14 protein-coding genes are annotated in these 16175 nt (G+C 59.8%); 6 read left to right on the top strand and 8 right to left on the bottom strand.

The genetic code is table 11. The features are described 5' to 3' along the window. Positions 1–4: 4 nt before the first annotated feature. Together accC and aat are read left to right on the top strand one after the other, a co-directional pair. Positions 5–1345, top strand: coding sequence for an acetyl-CoA carboxylase biotin carboxylase subunit (gene accC, locus F550_RS0102835; protein ID WP_018147016.1), 1341 nt, complete (start codon positions 5–7; stop codon positions 1343–1345). Between the two features lie 23 nt (positions 1346–1368). Then, positions 1369–2037 carry a leucyl/phenylalanyl-tRNA--protein transferase gene (aat, locus tag F550_RS0102830; RefSeq protein ID WP_018147015.1) on the top strand — a complete coding sequence of 223 codons (669 nt, stop codon included), beginning with the start codon at positions 1369–1371 and terminating at the stop codon, positions 2035–2037. Here the strand turns inward: aat and F550_RS16670 are convergent. Genes F550_RS16670 through F550_RS0102815 form a run of 3 tightly spaced genes read right to left on the bottom strand, consistent with a single transcriptional unit; the run spans position 1962 to position 3605 of the window. Beyond that, positions 1962–2573, bottom strand: coding sequence for a DUF2155 domain-containing protein (locus F550_RS16670; protein WP_018147014.1), 612 nt, complete (start codon positions 2571–2573; stop codon positions 1962–1964). The two genes, aat and F550_RS16670, sit on opposite strands and share 76 nt — an antisense overlap. Then, positions 2570–3223: an MlaD family protein gene (locus tag F550_RS16665; protein ID WP_018147013.1), complete on the bottom strand. Its 654-nt coding sequence runs from the start codon at positions 3221–3223 to the stop codon at positions 2570–2572. Before F550_RS16665 ends, F550_RS16670 begins: the two co-directional genes overlap by 4 nt. Next, complete coding sequence (locus tag F550_RS0102815) at positions 3216–3605, bottom strand: NADH:ubiquinone oxidoreductase subunit NDUFA12 (protein ID WP_018147012.1); 390 nt, start codon at positions 3603–3605, stop codon at positions 3216–3218. The genes F550_RS16665 and F550_RS0102815 overlap by 8 nt, the downstream gene beginning before the upstream one ends. A gap of 164 nt (positions 3606–3769) precedes the next feature. Between F550_RS0102815 and F550_RS18345 the strand changes: the two genes are divergently transcribed. From F550_RS18345 to F550_RS0102800, 3 genes are all read left to right on the top strand, one after another. Next, positions 3770–6040 (top strand): TSCPD domain-containing protein, encoded by a 2271-nt coding sequence (locus F550_RS18345; protein ID WP_018147011.1) that lies wholly within the window; start codon positions 3770–3772, stop codon positions 6038–6040. A 69-nt stretch (positions 6041–6109) separates the two neighbouring features. Next, positions 6110–6598, top strand: a complete 489-nt coding sequence (locus F550_RS0102805; protein WP_018147010.1) for a pentapeptide repeat-containing protein — start codon at positions 6110–6112, stop codon at positions 6596–6598. A gap of 81 nt (positions 6599–6679) precedes the next feature. Next, positions 6680–7462 (top strand): pentapeptide repeat-containing protein, encoded by a 783-nt coding sequence (locus F550_RS0102800; RefSeq protein WP_018147009.1) that lies wholly within the window; start codon positions 6680–6682, stop codon positions 7460–7462. Positions 7463–7520: 58 nt separating this feature from the next. On the opposite strand, the gene aspS is transcribed toward F550_RS0102800, so the two are convergent. Continuing rightward, positions 7521–9356 carry an aspartate--tRNA ligase gene (gene aspS / locus F550_RS0102795; RefSeq protein ID WP_018147008.1) on the bottom strand — a complete coding sequence of 612 codons (1836 nt, stop codon included), beginning with the start codon at positions 9354–9356 and terminating at the stop codon, positions 7521–7523. 110 nt (positions 9357–9466) lie between these two features. On the opposite strand from aspS, the gene rnd reads away from it, so the two are divergent. After that, positions 9467–10624, top strand: coding sequence for a ribonuclease D (gene rnd, locus F550_RS0102790; RefSeq protein ID WP_026180522.1), 1158 nt, complete (start codon positions 9467–9469; stop codon positions 10622–10624). A 16-nt stretch (positions 10625–10640) separates the two neighbouring features. Here rnd and F550_RS16655 read toward each other — a convergent pair whose 3' ends face one another. Genes F550_RS16655 through F550_RS0102770 form a run of 4 tightly spaced genes read right to left on the bottom strand, consistent with a single transcriptional unit; the run spans position 10641 to position 16087 of the window. Beyond that, positions 10641–12140 carry a Ppx/GppA phosphatase family protein gene (locus F550_RS16655; RefSeq protein ID WP_018147006.1) on the bottom strand — a complete coding sequence of 500 codons (1500 nt, stop codon included), beginning with the start codon at positions 12138–12140 and terminating at the stop codon, positions 10641–10643. Next, complete coding sequence (locus tag F550_RS0102780; protein WP_083910898.1) at positions 12137–14335, bottom strand: RNA degradosome polyphosphate kinase; 2199 nt, start codon at positions 14333–14335, stop codon at positions 12137–12139. The genes F550_RS16655 and F550_RS0102780 overlap by 4 nt, the downstream gene beginning before the upstream one ends. A gap of 22 nt (positions 14336–14357) precedes the next feature. After that, positions 14358–15068, bottom strand: a complete 711-nt coding sequence (locus tag F550_RS0102775; RefSeq protein ID WP_018147004.1) for an HdaA/DnaA family protein — start codon at positions 15066–15068, stop codon at positions 14358–14360. 5 nt (positions 15069–15073) lie between these two features. After that, the gene (locus tag F550_RS0102770; protein WP_018147003.1) at positions 15074–16087 is read right to left on the bottom strand and encodes a hypothetical protein; all 1014 of its coding nucleotides are present in this window, start codon (positions 16085–16087) and stop codon (positions 15074–15076) included. Positions 16088–16175 lie beyond the last annotated feature (88 nt).

Here is a 16175-nt window from a genome sequence, read left to right as displayed (position 1 = left end):
TTAAATGATCGAGAAAGTCCTCATCGCAAATCGCGGCGAGATCGCGCTCCGTATTCACCGGGCCTGTAAGGAAATGGGCCTCGCCACCGTTGTCGTGCACTCTGAAGCCGATCGCGACGCGATGGCCGTACGGCTGGCGGATGAAAGCGTCTGCATCGGGCCTGCGCCTTCTTCGGAAAGCTATCTGAAGAAGTCGCGCATCCTGGCCGCGGCTGAGATTACCAATGCCGACGCCATCCACCCTGGCTATGGCTTCCTTTCAGAGAACGCCCAGTTCGCTGAGATGGTTGAGGCACATGGCCTCATTTTTATTGGTCCAAAGGCCGAACATATACGCACCATGGGCGACAAGATCGCTGCCAAACAGGCAATGATCGAAGCTGGCGTACCTTGTGTGCCAGGCTCTGATGGCGGTGTTTCCAGCATCGGCGAAGCCAAGAAGATCGCCAAGAAGATTGGATACCCGGTCCTGATCAAGGCAGCTGCCGGTGGCGGCGGGCGCGGTATGCGAGTCGCCAAGACCGAGAAAGAGCTGGAAAACGCGATCCGGTCCGCCAAGAATGAAGCGCGCTCTGCCTTTGGTGACGATGCTGTCTATCTGGAAAAATACCTCAGTACGCCACGCCACATCGAAATTCAGGTGATCGCTGATGAGCATGGCAATGTCGCTCACCTCTGGGAGCGTGACTGTTCCCTGCAGCGCCGCCATCAGAAAGTTTTCGAGGAGGCCCCGTCGCCTGCGCTCAATCAGGCCCAGCGCGAAGAGATCGGCACGATCGTCGCCAAGGCCGTCGCCAAGATTGGCTATCGCGGCGCCGGCACGATGGAATTCCTCTATGAGGATGGAAACTTCTACTTCATCGAGATGAACACGCGTCTGCAGGTCGAGCATCCGGTGACCGAAATGATCACCGGCATCGATCTGGTACGCGAACAAATCCGCATAGCCGACGGAAAGAAGCTATCTTTTGCACAGGAAGACGTGCTGCTGGTCGGGCATGCGATCGAGTGCCGAATCAATGCCGAGCATCCGGAAACCTTTGCACCGTCGCCCGGTACGATCACCGATTTCCATGCGCCGGGCGGGCCTGATGTCCGCCTCGATAGCGCCGTCTACGCCGGCTACCGGATCCCGCCCAATTATGACAGCCTGATCGGCAAGCTGATCGTGCATGGCCGCACGCGAAATGAGTGCATCATGCGCCTTCGCCGGGCCCTGAACGAGATGGTCGTCGGGGGCGTTCACACGACGCTTCCGCTTCACCAGCGCCTTGTCGACGAGAAGGACGTTGTGGACGGGAACTATGATATCCACTGGCTGGAGCGCTTCCTCGCGGCGAACTAGCCACCGCAACGAACGCTGAGCAAATGTCAGACCGATTCGACACGGAAATGCTGCTCGACTGCTATCGGCAGGGCGTCTTCCCAATGGCGGATTCGCGTGAGGACATGAACCTCTTCCTCATCTCGCCAGAGATCAGAGGCGTTCTGCCCCTCAAGGGGTTTCATATTCCGAGGCGGCTACGAAAGACTGTGCGCAAAGCGCCCTACCGGATCACCATCGACCTTGCCTTCAGCCGGGTCATGGAGGCCTGCGCCAAGGACACGGCGGACCGGCCGACAACCTGGATCAATACGCCCATCCAGAACCTCTACGCTGCCCTGCACAGGCGCGGACACGCACATTCAGTCGAGTGCTGGGACGATGAGGGCGCTCTGGTCGGCGGTCTCTATGGCGTTTCCCTGGGGGCCGCCTTTTTCGGCGAGAGCATGTTTTCGCGTCAGACGGATGCGTCAAAGATAGCGCTCGTCCATCTGGTGGCGCGGCTCATCGCAGGCGGATATGAGCTATTGGACGCGCAGTTTCACAACCCGCACCTGGACCAGTTCGGCCTCATCGAAATAAAAAAGGCAGACTTCATGCGCAAGCTGGAGGCCGCGCTTACCCGGAAAGGTGACTTCTACTCGTCAGGTGAAGCTGGCGATGACAGGCTTTCTGGCGAAGGCTGCGTACATCTGATCACCCAGACGTCATAGACCGGGTGCTCAAGCGCGCTGAGACCAGGAGACGACGCGAACATCCAGCCTGAGAAAAGCGGCTCAGCTGCCTCGGGTGTCGGCTGGTACGGCGCGGTCGATGCGTCGAGTTCACCCTGCACGTCGGAGACAAGCCGCGGCTCTGTCAGCGTGTTTGTTGCGGCATAGTCGGCCTGATGTATCTGCAGGAAAGCAGCGCTCTCAGGCGGCTCTTCTGGCGGGGTCTGGAAGCAGGCCTTGAGATCAACTTCGAGCACGCCATAGACAACCGGCTTGCCGACTTCGATCTCAAAATCGATTGAGCGGCCCGTGATCTTGTCGAGCGCGCGCAGCGTCGCCATGCGTTCCTGATTGTAAGTCGGGGCGGAGTCGCTTTCCTGCTCCTCTTCCTCAGCCATTTCGCCGTCCACCATCTCATCATCGGAGATGGACTCGTTGGTCGGCTCACTGGTTTCATCCAGCTCGCCAAGGTCTTGCGCGGCAGCGCTGAAACTCAAAGCAGCGGCCATCGCGGCCGTGCAGAAAATGCGTTTCACTGATCGTCTCCTGCAGCTTCCTCATCGGTTTCGTCGACAGAAGCGTCTGATTCAGGAGATTCTGTGTCGGTATCAGCATCTTGTTGCGGCGAAGCGCGGGAAGTGCCTGCAGTTGGCTCAGGTGCCGAGCTGCCAGCGTCAGAAGACGCTTCACTGTCGTCACCACCGCTATTGTTGGCGAATGACGCCATCAGGGTAAGAAGATCGACACTGCCCTGAGTATAGAGAATTTCGCCGCAACCGCTCTCGCCGAACAGTTCTTCGCCGTCCGAACATGCTTCAATCTGGCCGAATCCGGCCGCTGGTTCGAGGTTGATGTAGTTCCCGCCCAGGAGGCCTTCGCTCTGGATGCGGGCCGTCGTTCCATCGTCCAGCGGGACGAGCTTCTGGTCGACTGCCATCGTGACGAGCGCTTCGGCCCGTTCGACATTCAGCTCAATTCCGCGCACCGTGCCGACCTTGACGCCCGCCATGCGAACATCCGTGCCGCGCTCAACGCCGCTGACACTGTTAAAGCGCGCGCCAAGTTCGACGCTGCCTTCTGCGGCCTGGGCCTGATCGGCGCCGTTTCCGATTGCGAACCAGAGGAAAAAGCCCGCAACGCCGAGAACCATGGTGCCGATGATTGTTTCTAGAATTGATTCACGCATCTGGTGTCCATGCCTCGTAGTCGGAGTCAGCAGACTGGCGTTTGCCAGGCTCCTTGAGGGAGCCTTCAGGACGATAGGCAAACAGGGTGCCTGTCATGTTGGGCTTATGGTCTTTTTCCCAGGCGCGGCGATTAAATGGCTTTAGCGTCGGCGGCTCTTCCAGCGTGTGGTGCAGCCACCCATGCCATTCGGCAGGCACTTTCGACGGCTCAGCATAGCCGTCATAAATAACGTAGCGGCGGTTTCTGCGTTCTATGGAGACGTTGCGGTCCTCATAGTACTTGTTGCCGTAGTCGTCGGTGCCGACGAGGTTGCTACGGCGCTTGATATCAAACAGGCCGCCAAGCGTGACGCCATTCCACCAGGTAAAGAGTCTCAGCATGTCGCGTTCCCGAACTTCTGTGCGCAAACTGGAATATGGAGCAGGTCATGCCGCGAATCCAGTTATGGATCGGCTCACAATACTTATGACGGGCCGTCAAGCCTCCCGCATCATCAGTTGAGGTGAGGCAGGCGCAGCCCGCGCTGCCGTAAGAGGATGATGATATGGGCCGGAAACAGTCACCAGATGGGCTCATCAAGGCTGCAGAGGATGCGGGCAGGATCAGCCCTATCCTCCCGTTGAAAGATCTGGCGCTCGTATCGGAAAGTCCATTTGCCGCGGACGGTGAAGAAGCGATCCGGGCGGCAATCGACGCGCGCACCAATGACCAGCTGGAAAAGACGACGCGGCTTGGCCTCGCAGACCTTGTTGAACAGCTGGGAACTGCGCCGCTTAATGCAGAGCTAGCAGAGGCACTGAATGCCGGACTGCCTGCGCAGATGATCGAGGCAGGCCTGACCCATGAGGAAGGGTTTCCAGGACTGGAGCGCTGGTTGCGGTCCAGCGCGATGGCGGATGACGATCAGCCGCCACTGCCACTGACAGCCGCTCAGTACCGCTCAACGCCGCTGATGGCGGCGCATGCGCTGAAGGAGGGCGTCAGCCTTACCGTCTGGACCGGGCAACAATTGGCCGCAACATCTCCGGCCTGCGCCCTCGATGTTTCGGCCTTCGTCTCGGTTGAAGGGGTCGAACTAGCCCTGCTGCACGACACGCTCAGCGCGCTTGTGAAGGCGCAGGACGACGGCGAACTCACCCTTCTGGTTCATGGGGTGGCTGCCGCCTCCCTGGCCCTCGGCGCATCTGATGAGGCCAGCTTCGCGGCGAAGGGTCGGGCGCTTGGCGAAGCAATAAGCTGCCTTCGGACGGGTGACCCGATCTCAGATGCGGCAGCGGCCGAACTTCACACAAGCGCAATAGCGTTCGATCCGATCAAAGGTCTCACCCTTTCAGCGATGCCGTTGCGCATGACTGACGAGAGCTTCTTGCCAGCGAGCGACAGCATCTGCGGCGAGATCGCGCTGACCGCGGTCACTGACGATGGAACGCCGGCGCCTGCATCAGTTGCGGCCATCGCGCTCGCCAGAAAAGGCGACGCAGTGGCAGATGCCTTCCGCGCGGCGTTGGAAGCTGGCTGCAATCTCGATCAGCTCGACGGCATCAACAGCAAGGCACTGCGGGTGCGTGGCTTTTCAGATGAAGCGATCGTGCGGGCCCGAAACGCATTGCGGGAAGGCCTGCCGCTTGGCGCGGCCTTTTCCCGCTGGGTTCTTGGTGACGATGTGATTTCTTCCGAACTGAAGCTTCAGCCGGAAGCCTTCGACACAGATGGGCGCCCTCTGCTCCAGATGATCGGCTTCTCCGCCGACCAGATTGCAGCCGCAGAAAACGCCGTCAGCAACGCGTCAGAGGCGATCGCGCAGGCCTTCTTCAAGGACCAGGGCATCATCCTGCCCGATGCAGCAGACTTTGCGCTTGCCGTTGCAGAGACGCTTGTTTCGGACGGCACAGCGCTTTGCGTGGATGCCAGCGACTGGGGCGATGAGACGAAATACCTCGCCGCGCTCGATGCAGGCGTATCACTTTATCTGCGCGCCCTGCCCCGGCCCGAAGAGGGCCAAGCATCGGACCGGCTGAATGCCATCATGGACCTTGCTGAGGATCTCCGTGCAGAAGAGGCTCGCACGATGCCTCTGTCCGCACCTGAACGCACAATTGTTGGCGACGGTGCCCGGCGCACGCGCCTGCCCGACCGGCGTAAGGGCTATATCCAGAAGTCCACGGTCGGCGGCCACAAGGTCTACCTCCATACCGGGGAGTTCGACGATGGCGCACTCGGTGAGATCTTCATTGACATGCACAAGGAAGGTGCCGCTTTCCGTTCAATGATGAACAATTTTGCCATCGCGGTGTCTCTCGGCCTGCAATATGGCGTGCCGCTGGACGAATATGTCGATGCGTTTGTTTTCACCCGGTTTGAACCAGCCGGCGAAGTGACCGGCAATGACAGGATCACCAAGGCAACCTCGATCCTCGACTATATCTTCCGTGAGCTGGCCATCTCCTATCTTCGCCGTGACGACCTCGCTGAACTTGGCGACGATGTCAGCCATGACGGTCTGGGCCGCGGTCTCAAGGATGGCACGCGAGAGGCGCCGCAGCCGCTTCCCGATGAGGCGGTGCAGTTCATTTCTCGCGGCTTCTCCCGAGGTCAGCTGCCAGACAACATCGTCATTCTGGAGCGCAAACGCGCCGAACGTGACGAGGCCGCCTCAGCCAATGCAGGGGCTGCCGCAAAGGATGACGCTGAGGACTATTTGAGCGACCCCTGCCCGCACTGTTCGAGCTTTACCTTGATGGCCACCGGCGACGAAAGAGTGGCTCATTGCGCAACCTGTAATGAACCGACGCGGTCTGAGTCCGGATTCAACTGAGCGGGGAATCTGGCAGCGCGATTGCGTGGCACATGCTGTGATCCCACTCTCAGCCCCTACAGGTGTGCCATGCTGAAACAATTTTTCTTTGCCGCTGCCCTTGCCGTGCTTGCGCTTCCCGCTGCGGCGCAGAATGCAGGCGAGATCGCCAAGGTTCGCAACGGACAGTCTTGCCCGGGCTGCAACCTCTTTCAGGCAGATCTTGCCTATTACGACGCCTCCAATATCAACGTATCCGGCGCGCGCCTTCGCCAGAGCGATATGCAGCTTGGCACATTCGATGACTGGAATTTGAGCGGTGCCAATCTGTCGGTCGCCAACCTGTTTGGCGTGCGGTTCAACGCTTCCAATTTCTCGAACGCCAATTTCGAGAATGCAACGCTGGTCGGCGGTTATTTCGGGTCCTCGAATTTCTCGGGCGCAAACCTCTCCGGCGCCAACCTCTCCGGCGCTGATCTGCACCTCGCGCGCGGCCTGACGCAGGGTCAACTGGATCGCGCTTGCGGCGACCGGGCGACACGGCTGCCGGACGGGCTGAGGGTGCCACGGTGCGGCTAGCAGGCCACACATTGCAGGTTCATTGCAGTTATTACCGGGAATTCAGTTCAAACCGGCGCCTGCAGCCCGTAAACGTAGCGCATGCTTAACGTACGCCGCGCATCTGTTCTTCTGGCATTTACCGGTTCAGCGATCCTGATGGCCGGACAGGCCAGCGCACAATCCAAGTCTACACGTGTTGCCTGGGCGCCGTCCTATGGCGGCTCCTGCGTCAGCTGTGACCTGCGCGGCCGCAACATGTCGGGCGGCGACATCTCTGCGGCAAACTATCCAGGCGCCAATCTCTCGGGTGCATTCCTGCGCGGCACGCGGGCCCTCAACGTCAATCTGACCGGCGTGGTTGCCAGCGGCACGGATTTCCGGCGGGCCACGCTTGATGGGTCCAAGCTCATCGACGGGCAATTCGACAGCTCGCGTTTTGAGCGGGCAAGCCTGCTGAAGGTCGATCTCTCCGGGGCAAATCTTTCCAGTACCCATCTCACCGGCGCGCACTTCGGCGCGGCGACAGCAACGGGCGCTAATTTTGCGCAGGCTCATGCATCCGGGGCAGATTTTTCCGGGGCGAACCTTACGGACGCGACTTTTATCGGGGCTTCGCTTCGTGATGCCCAATTCAACAATGCGGTCCTGAACGGCACTTCTTTCGCAGGCGCGGACCTCCAGAACGCACGGCTGACCAATACGAGGCTCGTCAATGTCAGCTTCGAAGGCACAGCCGGGCTGGAGCAGACGATTTTCGATGGCAGCTGCGCAGGCGAGAATACCAACGTACCAGCAGGTATTTCGCTGATTGCCTGCCAAGCGGTCCAGCTGCCCCGCTCTGATGAACTGCGCGGCGGGCTTATACAGACAGCCAACAAATAAAAACGCCCCCGGCAAGCGGGGGCGTCTTCATTCAGAAATCAGGTAAGCCTTTGCCGCATCAGTCCTTCTTCGCCTGAGGCGCCAGACGGATGTGAAGTTCACGCAGCTGCTTGTCGTCAACGGGTGATGGCGCCTGCATCATGAGGTCGCGCGCCTGCTGGTTCATCGGGAACAGCGTCACATCGCGCAGATTGTCGACCTCTGCCAGAAGCATGACGATCCGGTCCACACCCGGCGCAATCCCGCCATGCGGCGGCGCGCCAAAGCGGAACGCGTTCAACATGCCGCCAAACTCTTCCTCGACGACATCGGCCCCGTAACCGGCGAGCGCGAACGCCGTCAGCATGATGTCCGGGCGGTGGTTCCGAATCGCGCCGGACGATAGCTCGACGCCATTGCAGACGATATCGTACTGGAATGCCTTGAGCGCCAGCTGCTTCTCGACCGTGTCGGCCTGCTCCAGCGCTTCCATTCCGCCCTGCGGCATCGAGAACGGGTTGTGAGAGAAATCGATCTTCTTGTTGTCTTCGTCCCACTCATACATCGGGAAGTCGACGATCCAGCAGAATTTGAAGATGCCGGTTTCAATCAGATCGAGATCTTCGCCGACCTTGGTGCGCGCTGCGCCGGCCAGCTTGTATGCGGCCTCATGCTTGCCCGCAGAGAAGAAGATGCCGTCGCCGGCGCCGAGCCCCAGCTTTTCGAGAAAGGCCTTCAGGTGATCGGGGTCGAAGTTCTTCAGCACAGGGTCCTGGCTGTCGACACCCCCTCCATCAGCCTCCTTAAGGCGTGCATAGCCAAGGCCAGGTGCCTGCATTTCCTTCTTCGCCCACTTGTCGAGGTCGTCGAAGAACTTGCGGGACTTCTGCTCAGCTGCCTTGGGCGCCGGAATGGCAATAACCTTGCCACCGCCGCCAATGATCTTGGCGAAGATGGAAAAGCCGGTCTTGCTGTCATCAGCAAAGAAATCGGTGACATCGGCCAGTTCGATCGGGTTGCGCAGATCCGGCTTGTCGGACCCATACTTCTCCATCGCCTCGGCATATGGAATACGCGGGAACGGCCCATCCGGCATGGTGCGGCCCTTATCCTGCCAGTCAGCGAACTCTTCGAACACGCCGCGCATGACGGGTTCGATCGCGCTAAACACGTCTTCCTGCTCGACGAAGCTCATTTCGATATCAAGCTGGTAGAATTCGCCAGGCGAGCGATCGGCGCGGGCGTCTTCATCGCGGAAACACGGCGCAATCTGGAAATAGCGGTCAAAGCCGGACACCATGAGCAGCTGTTTGAACTGCTGCGGGGCCTGCGGCAGGGCATAGAACTCACCAGGATGCAGACGCGACGGCACGAGGAAGTCGCGCGCGCCTTCGGGCGAGGAAGCCGTCAGGATCGGGGTCTGATACTCAGTAAAGCCTTGGGCCACCATACGCTGGCGAAGCGAGGTGATGACATCGCTGCGCAGCTTCATGTTCGCGTGAAGCGTTTCCCGGCGAAGGTCGAGATAGCGGTGACGCAGGCGGATATCTTCAGGATAGTCAGGCTCCCCGAAGACAGGCAGCGGCAGCTCGTCGGCACGCGAGAGAATCTCGGCCTTGTCGACGACCACTTCGATTGCGCCGGTATCGAGATTGGCGTTCACCAGCGCCTCATCGCGTGCAACGACACGGCCTTCGATGGTGAGGACGCTTTCAGCGCGCAGATACTCTACCGTTTCGAAATCAGGCGTGCCCGGATTGAAGACACACTGGGTGAGACCATAATGGTCGCGCAGGTCGATGAACATCACGCCGCCATGATCGCGGCGCCGATGTAGCCATCCAGAGAGTTTTACCGTGGCGCCCACATCAGACTTGGTGAGTTCGCCGCAGGTATGGGTGCGGTAAGCGTGCATTCTCTCGCTCCGATGGTTCAGGTCCGCGCGATGAGGAGGAATTGTGTGAACCTTCCTCTCGCCAATGTTGTGCGGATGCGATACGCGTGCGCGCCATGACTGACAAGACGCTGACGCCGATTACACAGCAGGAAGAGCTGCAAAAGTTCTGCGATTCGCTTTCGGTGAGCGATTTCATCTGTGTTGATACCGAATTCCATCGCGAAACGACCTTCTGGCCGGAGCTTTGCCTGATACAGGCATCGGCACCCGGCATTGAAGGCGTGGTTGACCCGAAGGCCGACGGCATCGACCTTCAACCGTTTCTCGATCTCCTGGCTGATACCTCGCGCGTGAAGGTTTTTCATGCCGCGCGTCAGGACATGGAAATATTCAACAAGCTTATCGGCACCCCGCCTGCGCCTGTCTTTGACACGCAGATTGCGGCGATGGCGCTCGGGCTTGGCGACTCAATTTCCTATGACAATCTCATCCAGCGTGTCCTCAACCAGCATATCGACAAGTCGAGCCAGTTCACGGACTGGAAGCGCCGCCCATTGTCAGACAAGCAGCTGGACTATGCACTTGGCGACGTGACCCATCTTCGTGACGCCTATCTCTGGATGCGTGATGAGCTGGAAAAGCGCGGGCGTTTCGCCTGGGTTTCCGAAGAGATGGAGGCCCTGTCTGATCCTGCACTGTACGACACCGATCCAAAAAATGCCTGGCAACGCCTGAAGATACGCAAGACCCACAAGGACTATCTGGCTGTCTTTGCGTCGGTTGCCGAATGGCGCGAGAGACAGGCGCAGGCGCTTGATCGCCCACGGCGCCGAATCCTCAAGGATGACGCCATCCAGGAAATCGCCGACCAGAAGCCCCGCAACGAAGACCATTTCGACAGGCTGCGCGCGGTGCCAAAAGGCTTCATCCGGTCACGCAATGCGAATGGCTTGATGCAAACGGTGGAGACGGCGCTGGCCGATCCGGACAAGTACGCGCCGCCGCCTCCCAAGCGTAAGCAGAACGCGCAGACACCAGCTGGTGCGCCAGAGATGCTGAAGGTGCTGCTGAAATATGTCAGCGAAGATGTCGATGTGGTCCCGCGCCTGATCGCTAACGCGGCGGATATCGAGCGCATTGCGCGCGGCGAGACCGATGATGACATCCCAGCGCTGAATGGCTGGCGATATGAGGTCTTCGGTCAGAAGGCGCGCGCGCTCCTGACAGGCAAGCTCGCCCTGTCGTTCGAGAACAGTCAGGTTCGCCTGTTCGAACCAAAAGTCTGATTTCGGCCGAGCAAAGCTAGTCGGCGGTCGAGATCTGCGAATCCATGTCGAGAAAGGTGGCGAGTTGCTCGAACCGCTTCTTCACCGTGGCCGACACCATATCCTCGCAGCCAGGCTGCACATCCAGGATCAGTTTCGACTTCGACATCCGTAGCCGGACCTGTTTAAGAAGCGGCGCCGAGCGCCCCGAATAGACCGCGCCGAGCCGCATCGCCGCGCCCATGACGCGCGCAAGCTGATCGTCAGAATCCAGACCAAGACGCGTGAAAGGCTTGGGCCGCTGGAATTTGTGTGTGTACCGGGCCCCGGTCGCATGGGCGAGCAGGACACGCTCATCATGTGTGATGCCACGAATCGGTGACCGGAGGATGAGGTAGTAGGCCATGTCGGCGCGGTGATCGGGATGGAAGCGCCCGCCGCAATCGGCCATCAGGCACGCCGCCTTGAACAGGCGCTGGCGAGAATGCGTGCGCGGCAGGACAGGCCGTATAAACTGATAGAGCGCCTCACCAAACGCCATCTGCGAGGCTTCAAGCCGAAGGAATGCGATCGTGCCATCGATGAGCGAATCGCCAAAAGGCCGCCGCATGGTTTCGAAAAGCAGCTTTTCACCGTGATCGAAAAGCACCCCTTCGCGCAGGCCATTGGCGGAGATCAAAACCTCCTTGAAGCCGCCAGCGTCGAACACTTCATCGAGAACCAGCGCCGCATGCAGGATCGTATCGAACCTCCGCCCGACAATGCCCGAAACATGCGAGGCAAGTTCCTTGTCCCGCTGCGTCGCGAGGATTGTGCGGACCACAGAGCGGACGGCCTGACCATTCATGCGGTATCCGTGCAGAATGGCGAGCGGATAGGCTTTCATATCCATATGAACGGTCGCAAGCGCGCGCCACGATCCGCCGACCGCATAGAGCCGGCGCGTTTCACCCGACAGCAGCTCGGACGATTTCAGTACCTTACGAATTGCCTTGCGCCGGTCGGCGGGCTTTGCGCTATCGAGCGGGGCCAACGCAAACGGGCCAAGCTTGTGAGTTTCGCCCTGACCGCTTTGGCCTGCTGGCGTGATCCGCTGGAACTCAAGACTTGAGCCGCCAAGGTCGCCGACGATGCCGTCTGGCTGATCGAAGCCGACACGCACGCCAAGCGAGGACAGACGTCCCTCCTCCGCACCAGAAAGGATACGCAGGCGCGCGCCAAGCTCTGTCGCGGCCATGCGTGCAAAGTCCGGCCCATCCTCTGCATCACGCACGGCAGCTGTCGCAACCGCTGTCACCTGCGTCACACCCAGCCCGGTGAGAATTGCACGATAGCGCCGAATGGCAGCCATTGCTTCGGTCACGCCTTCTGGCGACAGACGTCCCGTCTCGGGCAGTCCCCGACCAAGCCCGGCAAGAACCTTCTCATTGAAATATGGAAGCGCGGCCGCCCCGGTGACCTCATAAATGACCAGCCGGACGGAATTGGATCCGATATCGACGACGGCTGATTTTTCAGGCTGGAGGGCGAGCCTCATTTAGAGCCCCGCTTTTTCGGCGCGAGCCGGGGCGGGATGGAAACCACCAGCGCGTTGCCGCGGCCCGAAAGGGATGGGTTTTCCATGAAATAGCGGTGGGCACTGAATCCCTTGCCACGTTCTGGCGGACGCAGGCGATGGAAGTTGCCATCCCCATCCATCTCCCAGCTCTGCTCATCATCGTTGAGGTTGGCTGTCATGATCTGGTTGAGGACCTGGCGGTGCACGGTCGGGTTCTCAATTGGCACCAGTGCCTCAACCCGGCGCTTCAGATTGCGCTGCATCCAGTCAGCCGAAGATATCCAGACCTTCGCTCGCGCCGAGGGAAGATGCTCACCGTTCGCAAAACAGACGATACGTGAATGCTCAAGAAAGCGTCCGATCAGGCTTTTGACCTGAATGTTTTCGGAGAGGCCTGCCACGCCGGGCCTGAGGCAGCAGATCCCGCGCACGATGAGAATGATTGGTACGCCTGCCTGGCTCGCCCGGTAGAGCGCATCGATAACGTCGCCATCGACCAGCGAATTCATCTTCGCCCATACGCCGCTCGGCTTTCCGGCTTTCGCATTCTCCGCCTCCTCATCAATCATCTCAATGAGGTGCGACTCCAGCGTGCGCGGCGACATTGCGATCTTCTCGAAGTCCGGCGCCTTCTCCGGCGGCTCGCGGTAGGCGGTGATGTAATTGAACAGCTTGTTCGCATCGCGCCCGAGAGCCGGGTCAGACGTGAAGAGTGAGAGGTCTGTATAAATCCGGGCGGTGACGGGGTGATAATTGCCCGTTCCGTAATGGGTGTAGGTGGCCAGCTTACCGCCCTCACGGCGCACCACGAGCGAGACCTTTGCGTGCGTCTTGTAGTCAAGGAAGCCATAGACGACCTGAACGCCTGCGCGCTCAAGATCACGGGCCAGACGCAAGTTTGTTTCCTCGTCAAAGCGCGCCTTGATCTCAACAAGCGCGGTCACGTTCTTGCCCATCTCGGCGGCTTCCTGAAGCGCCGATACGATGGGGGAGTTGAGCGTGGTTCGGTAAAGCGTCTGCTTGATTGCCACAACGTCCGGATCAATCGCTGCCTGACGAATGAACTGGATCACCACATCAAAGGACTCGTAAGGGTGATGGACGACGAAGTCCTTCGCCTTGATCGCGGCGAAGCAGTCCCCGCCCATCTCCCGGATGCGTTCAGGGTAGCGCGGCTCATAGGGCTTGAACTGAAGATCCATCCTGTCTTCGATGATCAGCTCGGACAGGTTCTTCATCCCTAGCAGGCCGTGCAGGATCATGACGTCGCGCGGCTCCGACCCGATCTCGCGCGTGATGAAGCGTTCAAGCTCTTCGGGGGCATCGCCATCGATGTGGATGCGGACAATCCGGCCGCGGCGGCGCTGTTTCAGAAGGATCTCAAATTCATGGATGAGGTCTTCAGCCTCTTCCTCGATCTCGATATCGCTGTCGCGAACAATGCGGAAGACACAATGGCCGAGCGACCGATAGCCCGGGAACAGCATGTCCATGAAGGTCGCAATGACGCTCTCAAGGCGGACAAAACGGATGGATTGGCGGTTGCGATCAGGCAGCCGGATAAAGCGGGGTGAAAAGGCCGGCATGGGGACCAGGCCGACCATCGGTTCGCCCGTACTTTCCGGGACAAGCTGGAAGGCGACCGCGAAGCCTAGATTGGGAATGAAGGGAAATGGATGCGCTGGATCGACCGCTTGTGGCGTCAGGATCGGAAAGACATGACTTTCGAAGTGATCGCGAAGCCAGTTCATGTCGGTCTTGGTCAGATCCGCCATCTTCTTGACTTCGATCTTTTCCTCATCCAACAGCCCGCGCAGTTCACGCCAGCAGGCCTGCTGGTCCTCCATCAGGCTGGCTGACTGTTTCTCAATGGCCTCTACCTGCTGGCTTGGGGTCCCGCCTTCCTGACTGATGCGCATGATGCCGGCGCGCAGCTGCTCACGGAGGCCCGCATAACGAACCATGAAAAACTCATCGAGATTATTGGCGGAGATCGAGAGGAAGCGCAGCCGCTCCAGCAATGGATGAGAGGTATTATGCGCCTCTTCCAGCACGCGCTCATTGAACTTGAGCCACGAAAGCTCGCGATTGAGATAGCGCCCCGGCCTGTCCATCAGGGATTTTGTCGGGCGGATTCCCCCCTTCGCAGCTGGTGATGTATCAGTTGTGCTCATCGCCTGTCCTGCTTTCCGGATTTCAGTCTTCGAACAGCGGGCGTGTGCCGTCCATCTCGTCGAGTATCTCTCGCGCCAGAGGCACCGTCACTTCCCGCCCGTCGCTGAGTTCGTGCAGGTTCTCCACAAACTTTTCAATGGCTGCATAGCTCCGCTCCAGCCTGATAATCAGAAAAGCCTCAACTTCTTCGGGCAGTTTCAGGTAACGGCGTTTCATTGCAGCTCTGAGACGGATGCCCATCATTTCATCGTCAGGCGGATGGAGTTCGATCAGCGTCATTGCGCTGAGCCGGGATTGCAGATCAGGCAGACGGGTGCGCCAGCGGACCGGTGGCTTGCGTCCCGTCAGGAGCAATGATCCACCATTGCTGGCCGATAGATTGATCAGCGACAGGAGATTGTCGTCATTCGCAACCTTGTCGGCACGATCGATGGCCACCGGCGCTTTGGCCAGCGCGTCGATCTTCTTGTGGGAAAGTTTGGACAGTGCCTTGGCACCCAGCAACACGCCGCCGGAGAGGTCGCACCATCCCTGCGCAGCCGTGGTGAGCCCGGACCGCTTGTCACCCACCAGACAGAAAGCAGCCGTCCGCCAGTCGGGCCAGCGCTGCAGCAAGGCAATCGCCGTCCTGTTGGCGTCGGTGATCGCTAGCGTGTCCAGCGTGTGTCCCGTCTCAGGGAATTCAAACTTGAGCTGCCGGCTTTTCCTTGAGGGATGGTCCGTGCGGGTCACCTTGCTTAGCTCGGCGCTCGTGTGACAGCCGATGTCATGACCCAGCCCATATCATCCGTTTCGACCATGATCCCGCGCTCTCGGAGGCTGGAGACAAGACGGTCCCGGTCCCCGGCATAGGCGAATTTCACGACCGCGCCCTGGCGCGAAAGCCCTGCAATCTCGAAGTCGAAGACGAGCGGTGACCTGGCGAGGGCGCCGCGAAGGGAGTTCCATTCGGGCAGTGAGGTAAAGAGGATGGTCGACTTGACCGGCGTGCGCTCACCGGACCGTACGATCGCCGAACGTTTCCAGACATCGTCGAGCAGTGTCGCGGCGCGCTCGGCGGCGCCTTCCATAGTTGCAGCGCTATCGGTTGTGCCAAGGTCGGTCTCACCCGCAGCGGTCACGCTGACCAACCTCACGCGGTAGCTACCCGGGCTGCCGGTAAGTTCGGCCTTGATGGCGCGCCGCGCACCAGCGGACATGACGTCCCCCTGCAATTCCTGCCAGCCGGATGAGGAGGTCATGCTTGTGCCACGAGAGGTTTCAAACGGCGCGAGTCGTCCGCGCGAGCTATCAGGCCATTCTGAATTCCACGCGACAGCGTTTGCAGTCCCGCGGACAGGGAAGACGACCGATTTTGGCGCTGTCTGGTCGGTATATGGAATATTTCTCTGACTGAGAAATTCACGCACCATGTTGGGGTTATAGACCACGGCGAGCTTGCCGACATATTTGCCGCCGCCGCGCTCTTCTTCTTCCACGTCAACAGCTGCGGCGAGCCGGTTCGCGACCGAAGAACTGAGCCCGGAAGAAAGCCGACCGGCGCGGTCTTCAGGAAGGGTCAGACGTTCGAAAAGCCGGTAAGCCCCTTTGACCCTTGCAGAGGCGAACGCTTCCTGCTGGGCCTGAATGACACTTCCCGCCGACTCCTCGACCTCTATGTCGCGGATCGTATAGATTTCACGCAGCTGGGCGGCGGCGGTGCCAGCCGCAAGAAATACCACAGCTATCATCAGCAGGATTCGTCTGGTCATTTGGTCGCCTCTCCGACTCCGGTTGGAAATGTCCTTAGCAAGGCCGCTGGCGCGATGGAACCGCCATGTCGGCTGGCCGAACATTCAT

It is taken from the genome of Henriciella marina DSM 19595, from assembly GCF_000376805.1.
In the GTDB taxonomy this organism is placed as follows: Bacteria; Pseudomonadota; Alphaproteobacteria; order Caulobacterales; family Hyphomonadaceae; genus Henriciella; species Henriciella marina.
The sequence above is the reverse complement of the archived record's forward strand: the minus strand, read 5'-3'. Positions and strand labels throughout refer to the sequence as shown.